Below are 22,697 nucleotides of genomic sequence, written 5' to 3'. Positions count from 1 at the left end.
AGCGCGGTCATGTATGCTACGGCGCTTCCTGTAACTCCACTTCCAGCTCCACCGGACACTGAAAACGCCGCATTTGGCGCCCTCAACGTCCGATGATGCATTGAAGAGGATTAGGCCACCCCTATTCAGTACAAAAGTAGCCATGCACGAACACTATCAGCCCCGTGAAATCGAAGCCGCCGCCCAGTCATTCTGGGACGAGCAAAAGTCCTTTGAAGTCAGTGAACAGCCAGGCAAGGAGACTTTCTATTGCCTATCCATGTTCCCTTACCCCAGCGGCAAGCTACACATGGGGCACGTGCGCAACTACACCATCGGCGACGTGATCTCCCGCTACCAGCGCATGCAAGGCAAGAACGTCCTGCAACCCATGGGTTGGGATGCCTTCGGCATGCCGGCAGAAAACGCCGCAATGAAGAACAACGTTGCACCGGCCAAGTGGACCTACGAAAACATCGCCTACATGAAAACCCAGCTGCGTAGCCTGGGCCTGGCGGTGGACTGGTCGCGCGAGGTCACTACCTGCAAACCGGATTACTACCGCTGGGAACAATGGCTGTTCACTCGCCTGTTCGAAAAGGGTGTGATCTACCGCAAGAACGGCACCGTGAACTGGGATCCGATCGACCAGACCGTCCTGGCCAATGAACAGGTGATCGATGGTCGTGGCTGGCGCTCCGGCGCGCTGATCGAAAAACGCGAAATTCCGATGTACTACTTCAAGATCACCGCTTACGCGGATGAGCTGCTGGAGAGTCTCGACGAACTGAGCGGCTGGCCTGAACAAGTCAAAACCATGCAGCGCAACTGGATTGGCAAATCCCGTGGCATGGAAGTGCAGTTCCCGTACCACCAGGCATCCATTGGCGAAGCCGGCGCATTGAAGGTTTTCACCACCCGCCCGGACACTCTGATGGGCGCGACCTACGTCGCGGTGGCAGCCGAGCACCCGCTGGCAACCCTGGCAGCACAGAACAACCCCGAGCTGCAGGCGTTCATCGCTGAATGCAAAGGCGGCAGCGTGGCAGAAGCCGACGTTGCCACTCAAGAAAAGAAAGGCCTGCCAACCTCGCTGTTCGTCGAGCACCCACTGACGGGTGAAAAGCTGCCGGTCTGGGTCGCCAACTACGTGCTGATGCATTACGGCGACGGCGCGGTGATGGCAGTTCCTGCTCACGATGAGCGTGACTTCGAATTTGCCACCAAATACAGCCTGCCGATCAAATCGGTGGTGCGTACCAGCAGTGGCGACGAAAATCCGGCCCCGTGGCAAGACGCCTACGGCGAGCACGGTGTATTGATCAACTCCGGCGAATTCGACGGCCTGGATTTCGCAGGCGCATTCGACGCCATCGAAGTGGCACTGCTGAAGAAAAACCTTGGCACCTCGCGCACCCAGTTCCGCCTGCGCGACTGGGGCATCAGCCGTCAGCGCTACTGGGGCTGCCCGATCCCGATCATTCACTGCGACACCTGCGGTGATGTGCCGGTACCCGAAGACCAGTTGCCTGTTGTACTGCCAGAAGACGTAGTGCCGGATGGTGCTGGTTCGCCACTGGCTCGCATGCCCGAGTTCTACGAATGCAGCTGCCCGAAATGCGGCGCACCGGCCAAGCGTGAAACCGACACCATGGACACCTTCGTCGAGTCCTCGTGGTACTACGCTCGCTACGCTTCGCCACACTATGAAGGCGGCCTGGTGGAAAAATCCGCAGCCGACCACTGGCTGCCGGTGGATCAGTACATCGGCGGCATCGAACACGCCATTCTTCACCTGCTCTACGCACGCTTCTTCCATAAACTGATGCGTGACGAAGGCCTGGTGAGCTCCAACGAGCCGTTCAAGAACCTGCTGACCCAGGGCATGGTGATTGCCGAGACGTACTACCGTCGTGAAGCCAATGGTGCCTACACCTGGTTCAACCCAGCGGATGTCGAGCTGGAGCGTGACAGCAAGGCCAAGGTTATTAGCGCCAAGCTGATCGCCGACGGCCTGCCGGTGGAAATCGGTGGCACCGAGAAGATGGCCAAGTCGAAGAACAACGGTGTCGACCCACAGTCGATGATTGACCAGTTCGGTGCAGATACCTGCCGACTGTTCATGATGTTCGCCTCCCCGCCCGACATGAGCGCGGAATGGTCCGACTCCGGCGTAGAAGGTTCGCACCGGTTCCTCAAACGCGTCTGGCGCCTGGCACACACACACATCGTCCAGGGCTTGCCCGGCAAGCTGAACGTGGCCGACTTGAGCGATGAGCAAAAAGCCATTCGCCGCAGCACCCACCTGGCCATCAAGCAAGCCAGCCAGGACGTCGGCCAGCACCACAAATTCAACACCGCTATCGCTCAGGTGATGACGCTGATGAATGTGCTGGAAAAAGCGCCGCAAGTCACCGAACAGGATCGCGCACTGGTACAGGAAGGCCTGGAAACGGTCACCCTGCTACTGGCTCCAATCACACCGCATATCAGCCACAAATTGTGGAACCAATTGGGTCACAGCGACGCGGTAATCGATGCCAGCTGGCCGGTACAGGATGAAAGCGCCCTGGTGCAGGACACGCTGCAATTGGTGATTCAGGTCAACGGTAAACTGCGTGGCCAGATCGACATGCCTGCCAGCGCCAGCCGCGAAGAAGTCGAAGCCGCCGCTCGTACCAACGAGAACGTACTGCGCTTCACCGAAGGCCTGAGCATCCGCAAGGTGATTGTGGTACCGGGCAAACTGGTCAATATCGTCGCCAGCTAATTGGATCAGGCGCCCGATCCGCGATCGGGCGCCGAATAAAACCTCCAGGGCCACAAGGTTGGCCCATCTGGTTTCAAGGGGAGCAATACATGATCAAACGTAACCTGCTGGTGATGGGCCTGGCTGTACTGCTGAGCGCCTGCGGCTTCCAGTTGCGCGGCACGGGCACCAATGAGCTGACCATCAAGGAACTCGACCTGAGTGCTCGAGATGTCTACGGCACCACCGTAAAACTGCTCCAGCAGCAGCTGGAAAATAGCGGTGTGCGGGTTCATGCCGGCGCGCCATACAAGCTGGTACTGCTGAGTGAACAGAACTCGCAGCGTACTCTTAGCTATACCGGGGGAGGCGCCTCCGCAGAGTACGAGATCGGCACCACGCTCAACTACGAGATTCTGACGCACGACAATCTGCACCTGTTCAGCGACAAGCTGGAAGTGCAGAAGGTCTTCCTGCACGACGGCAACAACATCACTGGTTCCGATCAGGAGTCGTCCGAAACTCGCAAGGAAATTCGTCGCGACCTGGTTCAGCGCATGTTGATCCGCCTACAGCTGCTGACCCCGGAACAACTCGCTCAGATGCAAGCCACTGCCGAAGCCAAAGCCAAGGCAGAAGCACTGGCCCTGGAAGCGGCACGCAAGGCTGAGGCGGAAACTCCGCAGCAGTCCCCTCTGGAACTACCGAACCAGTAAGCCTTGTGGGGCGCTCCCGCGCCCCGCAGGCACCCGCCTATGAAACTCGCTCCCGCCCAACTCGGCAAACACCTGCAAGGTTCTCTCGCTCCGGTCTACGTGATCAGCGGCGATGACCCGTTGCTTTGCCAGGAAGCCGCCGACGCCGTCCGCTCTGCTGTACGCCAACAGGGTTTCGACGAGCGCCAAGTGTTCAGCGCCGATGCCAGCTTCGACTGGGGCACCCTGCTGCAAGCCGGTGCCAGCATGTCGCTGTTTGCTGAAAAACGCCTGCTGGAACTGCGCCTGCCCTCGGGCAAGCCCGGGGACAAAGGCGCAGCGGCGCTGATCGAGTACTGCTCGCGCCCAGCCGAAGATACAGTGCTGTTGATCAGCCTGCCCAAGCTCGATGGCAGTGCACAGAAGACCAAGTGGGGCAAGGCACTGGTTGAAGGGGCCCAGACCCAGTTTGTGCAGATCTGGCCAGTGGATGCCAACCAGCTCCCACAGTGGATTCGTCAACGCCTGTCCCAGGCCGGGCTTTCTGCCAGCCAGGATGCGGTGGAATTGATCGCCGCTCGCGTAGAAGGCAATCTGCTGGCTGCCGCCCAGGAAATCGAAAAGCTTAAGTTGATGGCTGAAGGCGGGCAAATTACCGTCGAAACGGTACAGGCGGCGGTGGCCGACAGCGCCCGCTTCGATGTATTCGGGCTAGTGGACGCCATTCTTAACGGTGAAGCGGCCCATACCTTGCGCATGCTTGAAGGCCTGCGCGGCGAAGGCGTCGAACCACCCGTCATACTCTGGGCCCTGTCCCGGGAACTGCGACTGCTGGCCAACCTGGCCCTGCAATTCAGCCAGGGCATACCCCTGGACAAGGTTTTCAGCCAGGCTCGCCCGCCTGTCTGGGACAAACGCAAACCCCTGATGAGCAAAGCCTTGCAGCGCTATTCCGCGCAACGCTGGGGCCAACTGCTACTGGACGCCCAACGCATCGATGCACAAATCAAGGGACAGGCCAGCGGCTCGCCGTGGAGCAGCCTGAGCCGATTGTCATTGCTGATGGCCGGCCAACGCCTGGCCCTGCCAGCCGAGTAAGCCAGCCGACCAGCCCCCGCTTACAATCTTCTTACTCCAGGTGCTGGACAGCGGCCCCACTCTGGCCGATGATTTGCGCCGCAGTATCTCTCCCCAAAAGCGAGCACTCACAATGAGCAAGCCATCCAAGCATGGCCCCAACAAGGCCAAATCCATCATTGCCCAACCACTGTTCCGCAGTCGCCAGGAACGCCCGGTCAAGGGCAAAGGCAGCTACCGCCGCGAAGCCTTCCAGTCTAAAAGCTGGGAGGCTTCTTACTTTCTGGCCGCCTGAAGCCCAGAACCCCATTGGCATGATAAGGTCTGCACCTGATTGTTATTCTCTCTGGACCCGTGCATGCCCTTTTGTCTTTCCCGTCGTTGGCACATGCGCCAACTGATCGCTGCCTCCAGCCTTGTTCTGCTAGTCGCCTGCGCGGAAAAACCCACCGCCGCCGACGCCCAGCCACTGCCCAACCTCCAGGCAGCCTCCCTAGCCGCACCTGTCACCGCCACACCATTGGTGGCCGAAAATCTGGATATCCAACCCTCCCAGACCTTCGACGAATGGTTGAGCGCTTTCCGCGCCGAGGCCTTGAATGCCGGTATTCGTGCCGATGTGTTCGACCGCGCCTTCGCCGGAGTGACTCCGGACATGAGCGTGATCAAAGCCGATCGCAGCCAACCGGAATTCACCCGTCCAGTATGGGAATACCTGGATGGAGCACTGTCTCCGGTACGGGTACGCAAAGGCCAGGCACTGCTGAACCAGTACAGCGATATTCTGCAACGGATCGAACAGCGCTACGGTGTTGATCGCCAGGCCCTGGTGGCCGTCTGGGGCATGGAGAGTAATTTCGGTGATTTCCAGGGCAACAAATCGGTGATCCGCTCCCTGGCCACCTTGGCCTATGAGGGCCGACGCCCAGCCTTTGCCAACAGCCAACTGATTGCTGCATTGCAGATCATTCAACACGGTGACATTCAGCCAGAGAAGATGCTCGGCTCCTGGGCCGGCGCCATGGGCCAGACCCAGTTCATTCCCACGACCTATAACACCCATGCCGTGGACTTCGATGGCGATGGCCGCCGGGACATCTGGAACAGCCCAGGTGATGCACTGGCCTCGACCGCGCACTACCTGCAGAGCTCAGGCTGGCAGAAAGGTCAGCCCTGGGGCTTTGAAGTACAACTCAACAACGGCTTCGACTACGCCCTGGCCGATGCCTCCACCCGCAAGAGCGTGGCCGAATGGATGCGCCTGGGCATGACCCCGGCCAATGGCAAGGCGCTGCCCTATGACTCGGAACAACTGTCGGCTTCGCTGCTGCTGCCTGCGGGATACCAGGGACCAGCATTCCTGATCCTGGACAACTTCCGTGCAGTACTGAAGTACAACAACTCATCGTCCTATGCTCTGGCGGTGAACCTGTTGTCGGAACGCTTCAATGGCGCCGGATTGATCAACGGTAGCTGGCCCAAGGGCGACTTGCCCCTGAGCCGCTCCGAACGCATCGAGTTGCAGACCCTGCTCAGCGCTCACAGCTACGATGCTGGCAACCCTGACGGCATCATCGGCGCCAACACCCGCAAGGCGATTCGCAGCGTCCAGCAATCTTTGGGCTGGCCTGCAGACGGCTACCCAACCCATAAGCTGCTAGAGAGCTTGCGTAGCCGCTAAGTTGAGCGCTGGCGAAGCACCTCCTCTTCGCCAGCACCTGCTTACTTGAACACCACGTCCTGAGCCAGGGTCAACTCCTTGGCCCCCGCATCCAGCCTGACCCGCGCGCCCATCGGCAGGCTCAGGTTCGGGTCGCAGTGACCGCTACGCCATCCTGCCAATACCGGAATCCGCAAAGGTTCGAACGTCTGCTTGAGCAAAGCACACAGTGCAGTGAAATCCACACCGGCCACATCTCCCACCAAGACGCCGCGCAATTTGTCGAACTTGCCGGCCAAGCGCAGGTGATTGAGCAGGCGGTCGATGCGATACAGCGGCTCGTTGACGTCCTCAAAAAACAGGATGACGCCATCGGTATTGATTTCATACGGCGTGCCAAGGGTGCTGGCAATCATCGACAGATTGCCACCCAGCAATGCCCCTAGCGCGATACCCGGCTCTACCGTGATCAAAGGGAAAGCCACCGGATGGGGCAATAGGCTGCCGGCCTTTACCCGCCCCCGAAGAAGATTGAACAAGGACGCCTCGGTAGGGGGCTGTTTAGCGCCCAGCAAGTCTGCATTGAGCATCGGCCCATGAAAACTCACAAAGCCTGCATAACGGTTGATCGCCAGATGCAAGGCGGTGATATCGCTGTAGCCGATGAAGGGCTTGGGGTTGCGCCTCAACAGATCGAAGTCGATCTTGTCCAGCAAACGTGGACTGCCATATCCCCCACGCAGGCATAGGATGGCGTCGATATCACTGTCGGCAAAAGCCTCATGCAGGTCCCGGAGGCGAACCTCGTCGCTGCCGGCCAGATAGCCATCCTTTTGCCCAACTCCGGGAAAGATCCGTAGGGTGTATCCGCGGGAGCGCATCCATTGAAAGGCTTTCTCGGTATCCAGCTCCGCGGGACCGGCAGGGGCGATAAGGCCAATGACGCCCTCTGCGGCCAGTGCCGGAACCGGCAGGTGAGCGTGAAGGGCAGCGGTCGGTTGGATGGGCATGCAAATTCTCCCTGTGTGAGTTCACTCAAGCACAGTAGCCATGAATGCCACTAAACAGAAGAGGGCAGTCACCTATAGGAGGGGAGAAAAAGTCGAAACGGCAAACGCGCTCGAAAGAGCTGGGGAGTCGCCCGCAAGGCCTGAGCCTCACGGGCGTGGCAAATCAGGAAACCAAGCCTTCTCTGGCCAGCTTCGCTTGCTCGTCGGCATGGTATGAGGAACGCACCAACGGACCGGAAGCAACGTTCTTGAAGCCCATCTTGTAACCTTCCTCGGCAAACCAGGCAAAGATGTCCGGATGCACGAAACGCTGCACCGGCAAGTGATTGCGGGACGGCTGCAGATACTGGCCAAGGGTCAGCATGTCGATGTCATGCTCGCGCATGCGCTTCATGACTTCGATGACCTCATCATCGGTCTCGCCCAGCCCCAGCATCAAGCCGGACTTGGTCGGCACATGCGGCACCAGCTGCTTGAACTTCTGCAGCAAGGTCAGCGACCACTGGTAGTCCGACCCCGGACGCGCTGCCTTGTACAGGCGCGGCACGGTTTCCAGGTTGTGGTTGAACACATCCGGTGGAGTGGCGGCAGTGATTTCCAGGGCGACATCCATACGGCCACGGTAGTCGGGAACCAGGGTTTCCAGCTGTACATTCGGCGACAACTTACGGATTTCGCGGATGCAGTCGGCAAAATGCTGGGCACCGCCGTCGCGCAAGTCATCACGGTCTACCGAAGTGATCACCACGTACTTCAGACGCAGGTCAGCAATGGCCACCGCCAGGTTCATCGGCTCATCGACATCCAGAGGCTTTGGTCGGCCATGGCCGACGTCGCAGAATGGGCAACGACGGGTGCAGATGTCGCCCATGATCATGAAGGTCGCGGTACCACCGGAGAAGCACTCACCCAGGTTCGGGCAGGAAGCCTCTTCGCAGACGCTGTGCAGCTTGTGCTTGCGCAGCAACTGCTTGATCCGATCGACTTCTGGCGAAACCGGAATACGCACACGAATCCAGTCGGGCTTCTTCGGCAGTTCGGTGGTCGGAATGATCTTCACCGGAATGCGCGCGACCTTTTCCGCACCGCGCAATTTGACGCCGGCTTCAACTTTCGGACGGGCCGCCCGCTCGGAAATATCCAGCGTCGGGATCAGGGTTTGAACAGCGTCTTGCGCAGTAGTCATATCAATCGATTCCGCCCGTTAGGGTCGTCTGCTCAGCATAGTCGAGGTGTTTGACGAGCTGCGCACGCAGCCGGGCACTTACCTCGGCAAATTCAATCGGCCCTGCATGGTCGCTCAGTTGGGTCATTGCCAACCCGGCATAACCACAGGGGTTGATCCGTCGGAACGGCTGCAAATCCATATCCACGTTCAAGGCCAGCCCGTGAAAGGAGCATCCACGACGGATACGCAGGCCCAGCGAGGCGATTTTTGCCCCATCGACGTAGACACCCGGCGCGTCGGACTTGGCGGCTGCCGGCACGCCATAGCTGGCCAGCAACTCGATCAGGCACAACTCCATTCGGCTCACCAGATCACGCACACCAAAACCCAGCCTGCGTACATCCAGTAATAGATAGGCAACCAGTTGGCCGGGCCCGTGATAGGTCACCTGGCCGCCGCGGTCCACTTGCACCACCGGAATGTCCCCGGGAAGCAGCAGATGCTCGGCCTTGCCCGCCTGGCCTTGGGTGAAGACCGGCGGATGCTGCACCAGCCAGACTTCGTCTGGTGCATGGGTGTCGCGTTCATTGGTAAAGCGCTGCATGGCCTGCCAGACCGGCTCGTAAGCCATCTGGCCAAGCTCGCGAAAGCCCAGCGTCTGTGGCATCACAGCACCATGTGGACGACACCGGTAGCGCGCAGGGCACTATTGATATCACGCAGTTGGTCTTCGCCGGTGGCCGTAATGTGCAGTTGTACCGTGGTGTACTTGCCGTTGCTGCTTTGACGCTCGGCCAGGGTCTTGATGTCCAGCGTGGCGTACTTGGCAAGGATCTCGATCACGGTGTCCTTGAAGCCGACAACCGTGTCACCGATCACCTTGATCGGATAGTCATCGACAGGGAATTCAATCTTGTGCGACTTAACGTCAGTGTCTGTCATGGCAGTAACGGCCTCGCAAGCCGTGGCAACGGACATGGCCCCCGCTCTGCTTGAGAGCGAGGGCCATGCGGGTCGACAATATCAGTTGAACAAGCCGTAGAAGAATAGACGGATGCTATCCCACATGCGGCGGAAGATACCACCTTCGTCGACTGCTTCCAGGGCGATCAGGTCGGCGCTGTGCACCACTTTATCGTCCAGTTTCACTTCGACTTTACCAATCACGTCGCCCTTGGCGATCGGCGCGACCAGGTGCGGGTTCATGGTCATGCTTGCAGCAAGTTTCTTAAGCTGGCCTTTAGGCATGGTCATGGTCAGATCTTCGGCCAGACCGGCCTTGACCTGATGCGTAGTGCCCTTCCACACCTGGGCCTGGGCCAACTCGGTGCCCTTTTGGTAGAAGGTCTGGGTTTCGAAGAAGCGGAAACCGTAGGTCAGCAGCTTCTGGGTTTCAGCGGCGCGAGCCTGTTCGCTATTGGTACCGAAGACCACGGCGATCAGACGCATGCCATCACGTACTGCCGAGGACACCATGCAGTAGCCGGCTTCGTCGGTGTGACCGGTTTTCAGACCGTCTACGGTCTTGTCACGCCACAGCAGCAGGTTGCGGTTGGGTTGCTTGATGCCGTTCCAGAAGAATTCTTTCTGCGAGTAGATCGCGTAGTGCGCCGGGTCTTCGTGAATGATCGCGCGAGCCAGTACCGCCATGTCGTGAGCCGACGAGTAGTGCTCGGGGTTCGGCAGGCCGGTCGGATTCATGAAGTGACTGTTGCTCATACCCAGGTCGGTAGCAGTCTTGTTCATCATGTCGGCGAAGGCGTCTTCGCTGCCGGCGATGTGCTCGGAAATCGCAACGCTGGCATCGTTACCCGACTGAATGATGATGCCGTGCAACAGGTCGCTGACGGTGACTTGCGAACCTACCTTGATGAACATCCGCGAACCGCCGGTGCGCCAGGCATTCTCGCTGACGGTCACCGGGTCATTCTCACCGATCTGGCCGCGACGAATTTCCAGGGTCGCGATGTACGCGGTCATCAGCTTGGTCAGGCTGGCTGGCGGCAGACGTTGGTCGCCATTGTTCTCCACCAGCACATTACCGCTGCTGGCGTCCATGAGCACATAGGATTTGGCGGCCAGTTGCGGTGGCGACGGCATCGCTTCGACCGCCCAGGCGGCAGGCGTGATGATCAGCGGGACAAGCAGGCACAGGCGTTTGGCAAAGGTGGTGATGTTCATCCGTCTCTCGAAGTTGCTAATGGAAACTTGCCCCCAAGGGCAAAACTATTTCAGGCAGCCATCTAAGGGCTGCCGCGTATGCAGCTGTTCACTCACTGACCCTTGCCGGGCTTTTGTTGTTCGACGAGCCAACAACCAGGGCCCGCCTCCCAATACCGCAAGCGGACCTTCAATTCTCAGTGTTCCTACTCGGCAGTAACCACGCTCGGCTGGCCCAGATTGGCCAGGCGCACGCTGTTCTGCGCTTGCTGGGCCTCACCCGGCGAACCGAATGGCCCCAGGCGCACCCGATGCAGCGTCTGTTGATTGCGTACGATCGAGCTGATGAATACCGGGGCGCTCACCATCGAGCTCAGTTTCGACCTCAACAGCTCGGCAGCGTCCGGGTTGGCGAAGGCGCCCACCTGCAGATACTGGCCAGAGGCTGCTGCAGCGGTGTTTTTTTTTGCATCCACTTGCAGCGGAACCACAGCAGCGGCGTGTTGCTGGGGCGGCGGCGTCCATTGCTCAACGGTGCCGGCCGAGGCCGTGACCACCGGCGCGCTATTCTGCGCCACTTGCGGTTCGTTGAGCATCAGCGGCGCCGGCCGGCCACGCTGGGCCCACCATTGCTGTGGGTCGATACCCTCAACCTTGACCCGGGCAGTCCCGGTCTCGGCGTAACCGAGCTTCTTCGCCGCAGCGTAAGACAAATCGATGATCCGGTCGGAATAGAAGGGACCACGATCGTTGACCCGCAGGATCACGCTACGGTTATTGTCCAGGTTGGTCACCCGCACATAGCTGGGCAGCGGCAGGGTCTTGTGCGCAGCACTCATGCCGTAGAGGTCATACACCTCGCCATTGGCGGTGTTCTGCCCATGAAACTTGGTCCCATACCAAGATGCCGTACCGGAAGCCACGTAGTTCTTGGAGTCCTGGATAGGAAAGTAATTCTTGCCCAGTACGGTATAGGGGTTGGCCTTGTAGGGTCCGGTGTGCAGGGTCGGGGTCGCGTCGGGAATACGCGAGACATCGACATCCCACCAGGGTGCGCCATCTTTGTGAGCACGGTTGACGTCCAGGCCTGGCATGGAACGCACGGCGCTCGAGGATTTTTGCTGAGGCGAGCGGCTCGTCGAGCAGCTGACCAGCAACAGGGACAACGCGGCAAAAGCCACCAGCTTCAGGGGGTTGCGGATTGGCATTGCCAGCATTACTTGACGCCCCGTGCTTGGACCAGCTGTTCAGACAACTGATGTACGGCCATGGCATACATCACGCTGCGATTATAGCGAGTGATCGCGTAAAAATTCTTCAGGCCCATCCAGTATTCCGGGCCATTGTCACCTTCCAGGCGGAAAGCAGTGACCGGCATATCATCGCGCAGCGCATCATGACTCGACCAGCCCAGGGCCCGCAACTCCCCGACAGTCTTGGTCGGCTCGATTCCCGTGGTCAAACCTTCGTCCACCCGATCGCCACGTACATCGGCACGACTGACCACCGGCCCGCCGGCGACCCAGCCATGACGCTTGAAGTAGCTGGCCACGCTGCCAATGGCATCGTCCGGATTGGTCCAGATATTGATGTGCCCATCACCGTCGAAGTCCACTGCATAGGCGCGAAAACTGCTCGGCATGAACTGCGGCAAGCCCATAGCACCCGCGTAAGAGCCCTTGAGGGTCAGCGGGTCGAGCTGCTCTTCACGGGCCAATAGCAAAAACTCACGCAGCTCTTTGCGGAAGAACTCGGCCCGAGGCGGGTAATCAAAACCTAGAGTCGATAATGCATCGATCACCCGATAATTCCCGGTATTACGACCGAAAAAGGTTTCGACACCAATAATCGCCACTATCACCTGGGCCGGCACCCCATATTCCTGCTCGGCACGGGCCAGTACCGCCTCGTGCTGGCGCCAGAAGTCCACACCGCGAGCAATGCGCGCGTCGGTAATGAACATCGGGCGATATTCCTTCCATTGCTTGACCCGCTCGGCGGGGCGCGAAATAGCATCAAGAATCGCCTGCTTGCGTTCGGCCTCGCGGAACACAGCCATTAGCTGCTCACCGGCGAAACCATAGTCCCGAGTCATTTCACCGACGAATTCGGCCACTTGGGGCGAACCTTCGTAATCACCGGCAAGCGCAGGTTGCGCTGTACCCAGGATGCTTACCAGACCGACCCACGGCGCATGCCGAGCGGCCCAGCCACGCATTACTTGCATTGAATTCTTCACCTTAATCAAACCTGCGCGATCCACTTGCGATGGGTATGGATCGACATCAAAACCCCAAACGCTGACAGTAGTGTCACCAACGAAGTTCCTCCGTAGCTAATGAACGGCAACGGAACCCCCACCACCGGCAACAAGCCACTGACCATACCGATGTTGACGAAAACGTAAACAAAAAACGTCATGGTCAAGCTGCCCGCGAGCAACTTGCCAAACAGTGTCTGAGCCTGCGCTGTGATGACCAGTCCACGCCCAATCAGCAGCAGGTAGATCAGCAACAACGCACAAATACCCACCAGGCCGAACTCCTCGCCCATAACCGCGATGATGAAGTCGGTGTGGCTCTCCGGCAAAAAGTCCAGGTGCGACTGGGTGCCCAGCAGCCAACCCTTGCCGAAGACCCCGCCCGAACCAATCGCGGCCTTGGACTGGATAATGTTCCAGCCGGTACCCAGCGGATCGCTTTCCGGATCGAGGAAGGTCAGGATCCGCTGCTTCTGGTAGTCATGCATGATGAAAAACCACATGGCGATCGCCACCGGCACCGCGGCAGCCAGCACGCTGAGAATCCAGCGCCAGCGTAGCCCCCCCATGAACAGCACGAAGGTGCCGCCGGCCAGGATCAACAAGGCAGTGCCCAGGTCCGGCTGGCGCACGATCAGAATGAACGGAATACCGATCAGTACCAGGCTGACCCCCACATGCTTGAGATGAGGCGGCAAGGTGCGCTTGGACAAGTACCAGGCGATGGTCGCCGGCATGAGAATCTTCATGAACTCCGAAGGCTGGAAGCGGATCACCCCTGGTATGTTGATCCAGCGAGTTGCACCCATGGCGTTATGTCCCATGACGTCCACCACCACCAGTAACACCACGCCAACCACATAGCCCAGGGGTACCCAGCGAGCCATGAAGCGCGGCTCGAACTGGGCAATGACCATCATCGATACCAGACCGATGCCGAATGATGTGGCCTGTTTGGCCAGCAGGTCCCAGCTCTTGCCGCTGGCCGAATACAGTACGAACAGGCTACCAGCGGCCAGGGTCAGCAGCAGGATCAGCAAAGGACCGTCGATATGCAGGCGCTGCAACAGCGTCGCACGACGCCGCATCACATCCTCACTGGAGAGGATGCGGTCAAAATTACTCTTCACGGGCCGTGGCCTCCGTGCTGATAGGGCTGGCGAACTCAGGCTTGAGCTGGCCGTCCTGGCCGAGAAGCCAGGCATCCATCACCTGACGCACCACGGGCGCCGCGACGCCAGAACCCGACTCACCGTTCTCGACCATCACCGAGACCACGATTTTCGGGTTATCCGCCGGAGCGAAGCCGACAAACAAGGCGTGGTCGCGGTGCCGCTCCTGAACCTTGGAGCGGTCGTACTTCTCGCCCTGCTTGATTGCCACCACTTGCGCAGTACCGCTTTTGCCGGCAATGCGGTACTGCGAGCCGACTGCGGCCTTGCGCGCAGTACCACGGGCACCGTGCATCACCTGCTGCATGCCGTGATTGACCTTGGTCCAGTCCGACGGATCGCGCAGGACAATGTCCGGGATCGGGTTGTGATCCACCGGTTTCTCGCCCTCGATGCTCTTGGCCAGGTGTGGACGATTCCAGCGCCCCTTGCTGGCCACCAGCGCTGTGGCCTGAGCCAGTTGCAGCGGTGTCGATTGCATGTATCCCTGGCCGATCCCGAGAATCAGGGTTTCACCCGGGAACCACGCCTGACGCCGGGTCGCGCGCTTCCACTCACGTGTCGGCATCAGCCCGGGAGACTCTTCAAACATGTCCAGGGAGACCTTCTGGCCGATCCCGAACTTGCTCATGTAGGCCGAAAGCCGATCGATACCCAGCTTGTGGGCCAGGTCATAGAAGTAGGTGTCGTTGGACCGCATGATCGCCGTGTCCAGGTCGACATAACCGTCGCCAGTGCGGTTCCAGTTGCGATATTTGTGATCGTAGTTAGGCAGTTGGTAGTAACCCGGGTCATAGACTCGGGTGGAGGCTGTAACCACACCCGCGTCCAACCCGGCAATCGCCACTGCGGGCTTGATCGTCGAGCCCGGTGGATACAAACCACGCAGCACCCGATTGAACAGCGGCCGATCGATGGAGTCCCGCAACTCGGCATAAGCCTTGAAACTGATGCCGGTCACGAACGGGTTGGGATCGAAGCTCGGCTGGCTGACCATCGCCAGGACTTCGCCAGTGTTCGGATCCAGCGCCACCACCGCGCCACGGCGCCCACCCAGGGCCAGCTCGGCAGCTTCCTGCAACTTGATATCCAGGCTCAGGACAATGTCCTTGCCGGGAATCGGATCGGTACGCTTAAGTACTCGCAACACCCGGCCACGGGCGTTGGTCTCAACTTCTTCGTAACCCACCTGCCCATGCAGCTCCGACTCGTAGAAACGTTCGATGCCGGTCTTGCCGATATGGTGAATACCCGCGTAGTTCACCGGGTCCAGAGACTTCTGCTCCTTTTCGTTGATCCGCCCCATGTACCCCACAGAGTGAGCAAAGTGCGCCCCCTGAGGGTAATGCCGGACCAACTGGGCAACCACTTCCACTCCGGGCAACCGGAATTGGTTCACCGCAATGCGGGCGATCTGCTCTTCCGTCAACTCGAACAGGATAGGCACCGGTTCGAACGGCCGGCGCCCCTGTTTCATGCGTTTTTCAAACAGCACACGGTCTTCCGGCGTCAGCTCCAACACCTCGACAATGGCATCAAGGACCTGCTGCCAGTCACCGGAACGCTCGCGGGTCATGCTCAGGCTGAAGCTGGGCCGGTTGTCGGCTACTACCACGCCATTGCGGTCGAAAATCAGCCCGCGAGTCGGAGGAATCGGCTGCACGTGAACCCGGTTGTTCTCCGACAGCGTGGAGTGATAGTCGTACTGGATCACCTGCAGGTAATACAGCCGGGCAATCAGCACGCCAATCAGGGAGATCACCATAATGGCGCCGAACACGACCCGGCCACGCACCAGACGGGCGTCTTTTTCGTGGTCCTTGATACGGATCGGCTGAGACATTAGGGCGCGGGCTACTTGTGGTAAGGGTGCCCGGACAGCACGGTCCAGGCGCGATACAGCTGTTCACCGATGAGAATCCGCACCAGCGGGTGCGGCAAGGTCAGCGGCGACAGCGACCAACGCTGATCTGCCCGCGCACAGACCTCCGGCGCCAGCCCTTCCGGGCCGCCGACCATGAAATTCACAGTGCGCGAATCGAGGCGCCAGCGATCCAGTTCCACCGCCAATTGCTCGGTGCTCCAGGGCTTGCCATGCACTTCGAGAGTCACAACCCGCTCATTGGAACCGACCTTAGCCAGCATGGCTTCGCCTTCCTGACGGATAAAGCGAGCCACGTCGGCGTTCTTGCCCCGGGTGTTAAGCGGTATTTCCACCAGTTCCAGCGCCAGCTCGGATGGCAGACGCTTGGCATATTCGTGCCAGCCTTCTTCCACCCACTTGGGCATGCGTGAACCGACAGCGATCAGACGCAGGCGCACAGCCGTTCCTTATTCCTGGTCTTTGTTGAGCTTGTTGAAGTGCTCGTGACCAACTTCAGGGCTGTGGTGCTTGCCATCAGCCGCGCGGCTCTGCTCAGCGCCTTTCCACAGACGCTCGAGGTCGTAGAACTGACGGGCATTGGAGGTCATCATGTGAACAATGACGTCGTCCATATCCAGCAGTACCCAGTCGCTGTCGCCCTTGCCTTCTTCACCCAGCGGCTTGACGCCCTGGGCTTTGACTGCCTCGCGAACCTTGTCCAGCATCGCGCCGATCTGGCGGTTGGAAGTACCGGTGGCGATGATCATGTAGTCCGTGATGCTCTGCTTGTCACGCACGTCGATGACCAGTACGTCCTGGGCCTTGACGTCTTCCAGGGCCGCTACCGCAACCTTGACCAGTTCGTCGCCCTTGAGGGGCTCACCGATGAGGACTTTTTCCGGCAGCGGTGCACTTTTGAATGTGCCTTTGCGCTTTACTTTGTTTACGTCGTTGTTCGTCATATAAAACTCGTTTTGCTCGTATGTTCGGGCGCTTCAATACACGACTGTTCGTGCCTTCAAGCGCGCCGCTTTAGTTCGACGCACGGTAAAGTCCGTGCGCATCGATGTAGGCCAGGACCGCGTCAGGCACCAGGAAACGTACCGACTTACCGCTGGCCAGCAGTTGACGGATCTGGGTGGCGGATACCGCAAGCGGCGTCTGCCAGACGAATGCAATGTGTCCGCCCGGCCCTTGGAGGACCAGTGGATCGCTCACCGAGCGCGCCGCCAACAGGTTGCGCAAGGCATCCGGCGGTTCGCTGTCGGCATCCGGGCGTTGCAGCACCAGGATGTGGCAATGCTGGAGTAATTCTTCCCAACGATGCCAGGTGGGCAGGCCGCAAAACGCGTCCCAGCCCAGTAACAGAAACAACTGGTCATCTGCGGCCAACTCGGCCCGCATCTGTTCCAGGGTGTCGATAGTGTAGGACGGCTTGTCCCGCTTCAGTTCACGGTCGTCCACCACCAGAGGTTGGACACCCGCTACCGCGCACTCGACCATCGCCAGACGATCGAGCGCCGACACCTGCGGTGTATCCCGATGAGGCGGCCTGGCACTGGGTGTCAGGCGCAGCTCATCGAGTTGCATGGATTCAGCCACTTCCAGCGCGCCACGCAAGTGGCCGATATGCACTGGATCGAAGGTGCCGCCCAGCAGACCGATACGTTTGCCCATCAAGTGCGCACGTGACCGTCGCCAAAGACCACGTACTTCTCACTGGTCAGCCCTTCCAGCCCAACCGGGCCACGGGCGTGCAGTTTGTCGGTGGAAATGCCGATTTCCGCGCCCAGGCCATATTCGAAGCCATCGGCAAAACGCGTCGAGGCATTGACCATGACCGAACTGGAATCCACTTCGTTGAGGAAGCGCCGGGCGTCACTGAAATTCTCGGTGACGATGGAGTCGGTATGGTGCGAACCGTAGGTATTGATGTGCTCGATGGCCTGCTCCAGGTTGTCCAGCACCCGGATCGAAAGGATCGGCGCGGTGTACTCGGTGCGCCAGTCTTCTTCGGTGGCTTCCAGCACCTCGGCGCCGAGGATCGAGCGGGTTTGTGCACAACCCCGCAACTCGACGCCCTTGTCGCGATAGATCGCAGCCAGTGGCGGCAGTACACGCTCAGCGATGGCGGCGTGTACCAGCAGGGTTTCCATGGTGTTGCACGGTGCGTAACGCTGGGTCTTGGAGTTGTCGGCAATGCGGATCGCCTTGTCCAGGTCCGCCGCCACGTCGATGAATACGTGGCACACGCCATCCAGGTGCTTGATCACTGGCACCTTGGCATCACGGCTGACCCGCTCGATCAGGCTCTTGCCACCACGGGGCACGATCACGTCGACGAACTCGGGCATGGTGATCAACGCACCCACCGCAGCACGGTCGGTGGTTTCCACCACTTGCACCACATGGGCTGGCAAGTCAGCCACCGCCAGCCCCTGCTGAATGCAGGTAGCGATGGCGCGGTTGGAGTTGATCGCCTCGGAACCGCCACGCAGGATAGTGGCATTACCCGACTTCAGGCACAGGCTGGCAGCATCGATGGTCACGTTCGGACGCGACTCATAGATGATTCCGATCACGCCCAAGGGCACACGCATCTTGCCGACTTGAATGCCCGAAGGCAGGTAGCGCATATCGCGGATTTCACCGATGGGATCAGGCAGCTTGGCCACCTGACGCAAACCTTCGATCATTTCATCGATACGCACAGGAGTCAGAGCCAGACGATCCAGTAGAGCCGGCTCCAGACCATTGGCCCGACCGTTTGCCAGATCCTGCTCGTTGGCTGCAGTCAGCTCCGGTCGCGCAGCGTCCAACGCATCGGCAGCAGCCAGCAGCGCGCGGTTCTTCTGCGCGGTGGTAGCACGAGCGATCACCCGGGAGGCTTGGCGGGCAGCGCGACCCAAGCGGGTCATGTAGTCAAGAACGGACTCAGTCATGGTCTGGTGTGGTCTTGGCAAAGAGGAAAGCGGCTGATTATAGCTGTCGCGTCGTTCCACGGACAGCGGTCACAGGCGGATGGTCGAAATGGAGTGCAAATACTCGCGGTTCAGCCTGAATTAAGCCCGGTGTTGTTATGATTCCGTCACATTTTCCATCACAACCCTTCGCCATCATGTCCATCCTGACCTCTGCGAAACTGCCCAAGGCCCTGCCTGACAGCTTTTTCGACCGTGACGCCCAGCTTTTGGCCAATGATCTGTTGGGCAAAGTCATTCGCCATAAAGTCGGCGAGCTGTGGCTATCCGCACGGATTATCGAAACCGAAGCCTATTACTGCGAAGAAAAAGGCAGCCATGCCTCCCTCGGCTACACGGAAAAGCGTAAGGCTTTGTTTCTGGATGGCGGGCATATCTACATGTATTACGCCCGCGGAGGTGACTCGCTGAACTTCAGTGCCCAGGGTCCTGGCAACGCGGTGCTGATCAAATCGGCCTATCCCTGGGTCGACGGAGTCTCCGGCCCTGCCAGCCTGGCGCAGATGCTACTGAACAACCCCGACGCCAGTGGACGGCCCAGGCCATCGCAAAAGCTCTGCGCCGGCCAGACCCTGCTGTGCAAGGCCCTGGGCCTGAAAGTTCCAGCCTGGGATGCTAAGCGCTTCGACCATGAGGCCCTCTTTGTCGAGGACGTCGGCGCTATAGTGCCGCACACCCTTCAGACCACTCGCCTGGGCATCCCCCAAGGGCGCGACGAGCACCTGATGTACCGCTTCGTCGATGCCGCCTACGCCCCCTACTGCACACGGAACCCGCTGCGGCGCGGCCAGGTCGAAGGGCGCGACTACCTCATCCTCGACTGACACCACACCTGCCGCATCCGCCAGACACTGACAATGGAGTTGAATTTATGGGCCCATGGCTCGATAGCGTAACAGCCTGGCTGACCAGCAACCCGCAATGGCTGGCCGCAGCTGTGTTTATCGTGGCCTGCGTGGAATGCCTGGCCATTGCCGGCCTGATTGTCCCCGGCACGGTATTGCTGTTCGCCATTGCCGTGCTGGCCGGCAATGGCGCGCTGTCACTGGGGGAAACCCTGCTGTTGGGCTTCTTCGGTGGCGTGCTGGGGGATGTGGTCTCCTACCTGCTGGGACGTCGTTTCCATCAAAGCATCCGCCGCCTGCCGGGGCTGCGTCATCACCCTGAATGGATCAGCGGCGCCGAAGCCTATTTCCAGCGATACGGCATTGCCAGCTTGCTGGTGGGACGCTTCATCGGCCCCCTGCGGCCGATGCTGCCAATGGTCGCGGGGATGTTCGACATGCCCTTTGTGCGCTTCTTCGCCGTCAGCCTGCTGGCTGCGGCGGGCTGGTCAGTGGCCTACCTGCTACCCGGCTGGGCTACTGGCGCGGCCATTCGCTTGCCACTCCCCGAAGGTTTCTGGCCACAAGCCGGTGTGGTCATGGGCAGCCTGGCGGTGCTGATCGGCTTGAGTGTCAACAGCAGCCTGCGCCGCCATCGCCGCGCGACCCTACTGATGTCCGGGCTAAGCCTGCTGATCCTGGCCGGGCTGTTTATCGGCTATCCCTACCTGGTTCAATTCGATCAAGGCCTGATCGCCCTGGTGCAGGAGCACCGCGACCCAGCCCTGGACAAGATCATGGTAATGATCACGCAGATCGGCGAATTTCGCGCCATGTTCATCATCAGCGCAGTACTGACCCTGTTGTTGCTAGCGCTGCGTCAATGGCGCCAGGCACTGTTCGCCGGCGCCACGCTGATGTGCACTGCGCTGGCCAATACCACCTGCAAATGGTTTTTCGCCCGGGTACGCCCCGAAGTCCTGACTGATCCCCTGACCAGCTACAGCATGCCCAGCGGCCATTCTTCAGGCTCCTTTGCGCTATTCCTGACCCTGGCAGTGCTGGCAGGTCGCGGCCAACCGCCCAGAATGCGTCTGACCTGGCTGCTGCTGGGATGCCTGCCGGCGGCGGCGATCGCCGTGTCACGGGTGTATCTGGGAGCACACTGGCCTACCGATATTCTTGCCGGCGCGATGCTCGCAGCTTGTGTCTGTGCGGCCAGCTTGACCTTGATCCAGTGGCAAACCCCGCTCAAGCCGATGCCAGCCAAAACCTGGTGGCTGCTGCTCCCGGTGCTGCTGATGCTGTGCGCCTTCATGTCCATGCGGCATTTGCCGCACGCTCTGCTGCGCTACGCCTATTGAGGTGTAGCCGAGCCGAAAGGCCCCGTTGGCTCAGGCGAAAAGCTCTCCCTGCAGCTCATCCAGCAACTGCTGGATGGCATCCAGACGCTGTTGTGGGTCATCGAGTTGCAGCAGGTCGATCTTGTCCATCTCGGAAAAAGGCAGGAGATAGGCCAACTGGTTGGCCAAGGATAATTGCCCCTCGGCCTCAGCCCCCATGCTCAATGCCTCGACCATCGGGTGCTCGGCCAGGGCCTTGAGCAACGCAATCAGGTCGGCATCCTCATCCGCCAACGGCTGTTCGGGAGCCTCTTGCAGCCACGCAACTTGCGCCACCGTCAGTTGGTCCTTCTGCACTTCGCTGCTGAGCACACGGAAACGTCGGCCGCCCTTGACCCTGATTCCCAGGAGCCCATTGTCCTGCTGGTGAAAGTCAGTGATCAGCGCCTCGCAGCCCACCAGGGCATAGCCTGGCGCGGCAACACCGGCCTCTTCGCCCTCGAGGATGCACACCACCCCGAAACCGCAGCCCTGCTTCATGCAACGGCTGATCATGTCCAGGTAACGCGCTTCGAAAATCTGCAGATCGAGAATGCAGTCGGGGAACAGCACGGTATTCAGAGGAAAAAGCGCCAGGCTCATACACCCATCCTTAAACCAGCAAAGACACCGCCAGCGGCAGCAACACTGCCGTGGCAACGCCCATCAGACTCATCGCCAGCGCCGCGAAAGCGCCACATTCATCACTTTCCTGCAAGGCCACCGAAGTACCCACCGCATGGGCGGTCATGCCCAGGGCCATGCCCCGTGCTTCAGGACCATGCACCCCCAGGCGATTCAAGATGCCGGGACCAAAAATCGCCCCAATCACCCCGGTAATCAACACGAACACTGCTGCCAGCGCCGCAACTCCGCCGATCTGCTCGGCCACCAGCATGGCAATCGGCGAGGTCACAGACTTGGGCGCCATGGTCATGAGGATCATGTGCTCGGCGCCGAACCACCATCCCAGCAACACTCCCAAGCTGGTAGCCAGCACTCCACCCACCACCAGCGTAGTAAATATCGGCCAGAACAATTGGCGAATGCGCCGCAGATTGAGATACAGCGGTACCGCCAGGGCCACCGTGGCCGGCCCCAGCAGAATACTCAGGATCTCGGTGCTTTTACGGTACTCGGTGTAACTCAGGCCACAACCGAGCAGTACGCCGATTACCAGCAACATCGACACCAGCACCGGTTGCAGGAACATCCAGCGAGTTTTTTCAAAGGCCGCCAGCACCAGCTGATAGGCACCGAGGGTGATGCCGATTCCGAACAATGGATGGTGTATCACCGCCGCCCAGGCGCCCTGCCAATCAACGCTCACTGACTGTCCTCCCGGCGAGCCTGGCGCTTGACCAGGCGCTGCATCAGCACCCCGACAAAAGCCATGGAGATCACCAACGACAGCACCAGCGCTCCGGTGATGGCCCAGAAATCCGCGGCGATATCCCGGGCATACACCATCACTCCGACGGCGGGCGGCACCAACAAAAGTGGCAGGTAACGCAGCAGGCTGCTGGCCGCCTGGCTCAACGGCTCCCCCACCTCACCGCGGATAACCAAGAAAACCAGCATCAGCAACAGGCCGATGATCGGCCCGGGAAGCACGGGTACCAGCAAGTGATTGAGCGCCGTCCCGAGCAATTGGAACAGCACCAGCCATGTCAAACCGCGTAACAACATACCGCCTCCCCAGCCAGATCCCGTGGC

Annotated in this window: 23 protein-coding genes; 7 read left to right on the top strand and 16 right to left on the bottom strand. The window is 59.9% G+C overall.

The window, feature by feature from the left end:
* The first annotated feature begins 142 nt into the window (after positions 1-142).
* From leuS to GV818_RS11825, 5 genes are all read left to right on the top strand, one after another.
* Entirely contained in the window at positions 143-2,749 is a 2,607-nt protein-coding gene (gene leuS, locus GV818_RS11845; RefSeq protein ID WP_161756523.1) for a leucine--tRNA ligase, read from the top strand.
* An 89-nt stretch (positions 2,750-2,838) separates the two neighbouring features.
* Entirely contained in the window at positions 2,839-3,444 is a 606-nt protein-coding gene (lptE, locus tag GV818_RS11840; protein WP_161756524.1) for an LPS assembly lipoprotein LptE, read from the top strand.
* A 39-nt stretch (positions 3,445-3,483) separates the two neighbouring features.
* Positions 3,484-4,521, top strand: a complete 1,038-nt coding sequence (gene holA, locus GV818_RS11835) for a DNA polymerase III subunit delta (RefSeq protein ID WP_161776634.1) — start codon at positions 3,484-3,486, stop codon at positions 4,519-4,521.
* A gap of 112 nt (positions 4,522-4,633) precedes the next feature.
* Entirely contained in the window at positions 4,634-4,795 is a 162-nt protein-coding gene (gene arfA / locus GV818_RS11830) for an alternative ribosome rescue factor ArfA (RefSeq protein ID WP_161776633.1), read from the top strand.
* Between the two features lie 63 nt (positions 4,796-4,858).
* Positions 4,859-6,181: a lytic murein transglycosylase gene (locus tag GV818_RS11825; RefSeq protein WP_161776632.1), complete on the top strand. Its 1,323-nt coding sequence runs from the start codon at positions 4,859-4,861 to the stop codon at positions 6,179-6,181.
* Between the two features lie 41 nt (positions 6,182-6,222).
* On the opposite strand, the gene GV818_RS11820 is transcribed toward GV818_RS11825, so the two are convergent.
* The 13 genes from GV818_RS11820 to GV818_RS11760 all read right to left on the bottom strand — a co-directional run bounded on the left by GV818_RS11820 (position 6,223) and on the right by GV818_RS11760 (position 18,736).
* The gene (locus GV818_RS11820) at positions 6,223-7,170 is read right to left on the bottom strand and encodes a S66 peptidase family protein (RefSeq protein ID WP_161776631.1); all 948 of its coding nucleotides are present in this window, start codon (positions 7,168-7,170) and stop codon (positions 6,223-6,225) included.
* A gap of 163 nt (positions 7,171-7,333) precedes the next feature.
* Positions 7,334-8,356 carry a lipoyl synthase gene (gene lipA / locus GV818_RS11815; RefSeq protein WP_161776630.1) on the bottom strand — a complete coding sequence of 341 codons (1,023 nt, stop codon included), beginning with the start codon at positions 8,354-8,356 and terminating at the stop codon, positions 7,334-7,336.
* Between the two features lies 1 nt (position 8,357).
* Positions 8,358-9,005 (bottom strand): lipoyl(octanoyl) transferase LipB, encoded by a 648-nt coding sequence (gene lipB / locus GV818_RS11810; protein ID WP_161756530.1) that lies wholly within the window; start codon positions 9,003-9,005, stop codon positions 8,358-8,360.
* Positions 9,005-9,280, bottom strand: coding sequence for a DUF493 domain-containing protein (locus GV818_RS11805; RefSeq protein ID WP_161756531.1), 276 nt, complete (start codon positions 9,278-9,280; stop codon positions 9,005-9,007). The genes lipB and GV818_RS11805 overlap by 1 nt, the downstream gene beginning before the upstream one ends.
* An 81-nt stretch (positions 9,281-9,361) precedes the next feature.
* Positions 9,362-10,519, bottom strand: coding sequence for a D-alanyl-D-alanine carboxypeptidase family protein (locus tag GV818_RS11800; protein ID WP_161756532.1), 1,158 nt, complete (start codon positions 10,517-10,519; stop codon positions 9,362-9,364).
* 185 nt (positions 10,520-10,704) lie between these two features.
* Complete coding sequence (locus tag GV818_RS11795; protein ID WP_161756533.1) at positions 10,705-11,715, bottom strand: septal ring lytic transglycosylase RlpA family protein; 1,011 nt, start codon at positions 11,713-11,715, stop codon at positions 10,705-10,707.
* A complete protein-coding gene (gene mltB, locus GV818_RS11790; RefSeq protein WP_161756534.1) occupies positions 11,715-12,725 on the bottom strand; it encodes a lytic murein transglycosylase B in 1,011 nt (336 codons plus the stop codon). The genes GV818_RS11795 and mltB overlap by 1 nt, the downstream gene beginning before the upstream one ends.
* A gap of 17 nt (positions 12,726-12,742) precedes the next feature.
* The gene (gene rodA, locus GV818_RS11785) at positions 12,743-13,846 is read right to left on the bottom strand and encodes a rod shape-determining protein RodA (RefSeq protein WP_178124873.1); all 1,104 of its coding nucleotides are present in this window, start codon (positions 13,844-13,846) and stop codon (positions 12,743-12,745) included.
* Positions 13,847-13,877: 31 nt separating this feature from the next.
* Entirely contained in the window at positions 13,878-15,773 is a 1,896-nt protein-coding gene (mrdA, locus tag GV818_RS11780; RefSeq protein ID WP_161776629.1) for a penicillin-binding protein 2, read from the bottom strand.
* A gap of 11 nt (positions 15,774-15,784) precedes the next feature.
* Positions 15,785-16,252 (bottom strand): 23S rRNA (pseudouridine(1915)-N(3))-methyltransferase RlmH, encoded by a 468-nt coding sequence (gene rlmH / locus GV818_RS11775; RefSeq protein ID WP_111454206.1) that lies wholly within the window; start codon positions 16,250-16,252, stop codon positions 15,785-15,787.
* Positions 16,253-16,261: 9 nt separating this feature from the next.
* Positions 16,262-16,756, bottom strand: a complete 495-nt coding sequence (gene rsfS / locus GV818_RS11770; protein WP_161756537.1) for a ribosome silencing factor — start codon at positions 16,754-16,756, stop codon at positions 16,262-16,264.
* 70 nt (positions 16,757-16,826) lie between these two features.
* Positions 16,827-17,471, bottom strand: coding sequence for a nicotinate-nucleotide adenylyltransferase (gene nadD, locus GV818_RS11765; protein ID WP_161756538.1), 645 nt, complete (start codon positions 17,469-17,471; stop codon positions 16,827-16,829).
* Entirely contained in the window at positions 17,471-18,736 is a 1,266-nt protein-coding gene (locus GV818_RS11760) for a glutamate-5-semialdehyde dehydrogenase (RefSeq protein ID WP_161756539.1), read from the bottom strand. Before GV818_RS11760 ends, nadD begins: the two co-directional genes overlap by 1 nt.
* A gap of 176 nt (positions 18,737-18,912) precedes the next feature.
* Between GV818_RS11760 and GV818_RS11755 the strand changes: the two genes are divergently transcribed.
* The gene (locus GV818_RS11755; protein WP_161776657.1) at positions 18,913-19,599 is read left to right on the top strand and encodes a DNA-3-methyladenine glycosylase; all 687 of its coding nucleotides are present in this window, start codon (positions 18,913-18,915) and stop codon (positions 19,597-19,599) included.
* A 47-nt stretch (positions 19,600-19,646) separates the two neighbouring features.
* Positions 19,647-20,963 carry a bifunctional DedA family/phosphatase PAP2 family protein gene (locus GV818_RS11750; protein ID WP_161776628.1) on the top strand — a complete coding sequence of 439 codons (1,317 nt, stop codon included), beginning with the start codon at positions 19,647-19,649 and terminating at the stop codon, positions 20,961-20,963.
* 30 nt (positions 20,964-20,993) lie between these two features.
* On the opposite strand, the gene GV818_RS11745 is transcribed toward GV818_RS11750, so the two are convergent.
* The 3 genes from GV818_RS11745 to GV818_RS11735 are packed head-to-tail and all read right to left on the bottom strand — an operon-like array spanning position 20,994 to position 22,670.
* Positions 20,994-21,584, bottom strand: coding sequence for an LON peptidase substrate-binding domain-containing protein (locus GV818_RS11745; protein WP_161776627.1), 591 nt, complete (start codon positions 21,582-21,584; stop codon positions 20,994-20,996).
* A gap of 10 nt (positions 21,585-21,594) precedes the next feature.
* On the bottom strand, positions 21,595-22,311 hold the full coding sequence (locus GV818_RS11740) for an LrgB family protein (RefSeq protein ID WP_161756542.1): 717 nt from the start codon (positions 22,309-22,311) through the stop codon (positions 21,595-21,597).
* Complete coding sequence (locus GV818_RS11735) at positions 22,308-22,670, bottom strand: CidA/LrgA family protein (RefSeq protein WP_161756543.1); 363 nt, start codon at positions 22,668-22,670, stop codon at positions 22,308-22,310. Before GV818_RS11735 ends, GV818_RS11740 begins: the two co-directional genes overlap by 4 nt.
* Between the last annotated feature and the right edge of the window lie 27 nt (positions 22,671-22,697).

Source organism: Pseudomonas sp. Fl4BN1, assembly GCF_009908285.1.
Classification (GTDB): Bacteria; Pseudomonadota; Gammaproteobacteria; order Pseudomonadales; family Pseudomonadaceae; genus Aquipseudomonas.
This window is presented reverse-complemented; position numbering and strand designations above follow the sequence as displayed.

Excerpts from the sequence above, each read along its gene's own strand:
- leuS (WP_161756523.1), top strand. The coding sequence starts at position 143 with ATGCACGAACACTATCAGCCCCGTGAAATCGAAGCCGCCGCCCAGTCA.
- lptE (WP_161756524.1), top strand. The coding sequence starts at position 2,839 with ATGATCAAACGTAACCTGCTGGTGATGGGCCTGGCTGTACTGCTGAGC.
- holA (WP_161776634.1), top strand. The coding sequence starts at position 3,484 with ATGAAACTCGCTCCCGCCCAACTCGGCAAACACCTGCAAGGTTCTCTC.
- arfA (WP_161776633.1), top strand. The coding sequence starts at position 4,634 with ATGAGCAAGCCATCCAAGCATGGCCCCAACAAGGCCAAATCCATCATT.
- GV818_RS11825 (WP_161776632.1), top strand. The coding sequence starts at position 4,859 with ATGCCCTTTTGTCTTTCCCGTCGTTGGCACATGCGCCAACTGATCGCT.
- GV818_RS11820 (WP_161776631.1), bottom strand. The coding sequence starts at position 7,170 with ATGCCCATCCAACCGACCGCTGCCCTTCACGCTCACCTGCCGGTTCCG.
- lipA (WP_161776630.1), bottom strand. The coding sequence starts at position 8,356 with ATGACTACTGCGCAAGACGCTGTTCAAACCCTGATCCCGACGCTGGAT.
- lipB (WP_161756530.1), bottom strand. The coding sequence starts at position 9,005 with ATGCCACAGACGCTGGGCTTTCGCGAGCTTGGCCAGATGGCTTACGAG.
- GV818_RS11805 (WP_161756531.1), bottom strand. The coding sequence starts at position 9,280 with ATGACAGACACTGACGTTAAGTCGCACAAGATTGAATTCCCTGTCGAT.
- GV818_RS11800 (WP_161756532.1), bottom strand. The coding sequence starts at position 10,519 with ATGAACATCACCACCTTTGCCAAACGCCTGTGCCTGCTTGTCCCGCTG.
- GV818_RS11795 (WP_161756533.1), bottom strand. The coding sequence starts at position 11,715 with ATGCTGGCAATGCCAATCCGCAACCCCCTGAAGCTGGTGGCTTTTGCC.
- mltB (WP_161756534.1), bottom strand. The coding sequence starts at position 12,725 with ATGCAAGTAATGCGTGGCTGGGCCGCTCGGCATGCGCCGTGGGTCGGT.
- rodA (WP_178124873.1), bottom strand. The coding sequence starts at position 13,846 with ATGCGGCGTCGTGCGACGCTGTTGCAGCGCCTGCATATCGACGGTCCT.
- mrdA (WP_161776629.1), bottom strand. The coding sequence starts at position 15,773 with ATGTCTCAGCCGATCCGTATCAAGGACCACGAAAAAGACGCCCGTCTG.
- rsfS (WP_161756537.1), bottom strand. The coding sequence starts at position 16,756 with ATGACGAACAACGACGTAAACAAAGTAAAGCGCAAAGGCACATTCAAA.
- nadD (WP_161756538.1), bottom strand. The coding sequence starts at position 17,471 with ATGGGCAAACGTATCGGTCTGCTGGGCGGCACCTTCGATCCAGTGCAT.
- GV818_RS11760 (WP_161756539.1), bottom strand. The coding sequence starts at position 18,736 with ATGACTGAGTCCGTTCTTGACTACATGACCCGCTTGGGTCGCGCTGCC.
- GV818_RS11755 (WP_161776657.1), top strand. The coding sequence starts at position 18,913 with ATGTCCATCCTGACCTCTGCGAAACTGCCCAAGGCCCTGCCTGACAGC.
- GV818_RS11750 (WP_161776628.1), top strand. The coding sequence starts at position 19,647 with ATGGGCCCATGGCTCGATAGCGTAACAGCCTGGCTGACCAGCAACCCG.
- GV818_RS11745 (WP_161776627.1), bottom strand. The coding sequence starts at position 21,584 with ATGAGCCTGGCGCTTTTTCCTCTGAATACCGTGCTGTTCCCCGACTGC.
- GV818_RS11735 (WP_161756543.1), bottom strand. The coding sequence starts at position 22,670 with ATGTTGTTACGCGGTTTGACATGGCTGGTGCTGTTCCAATTGCTCGGG.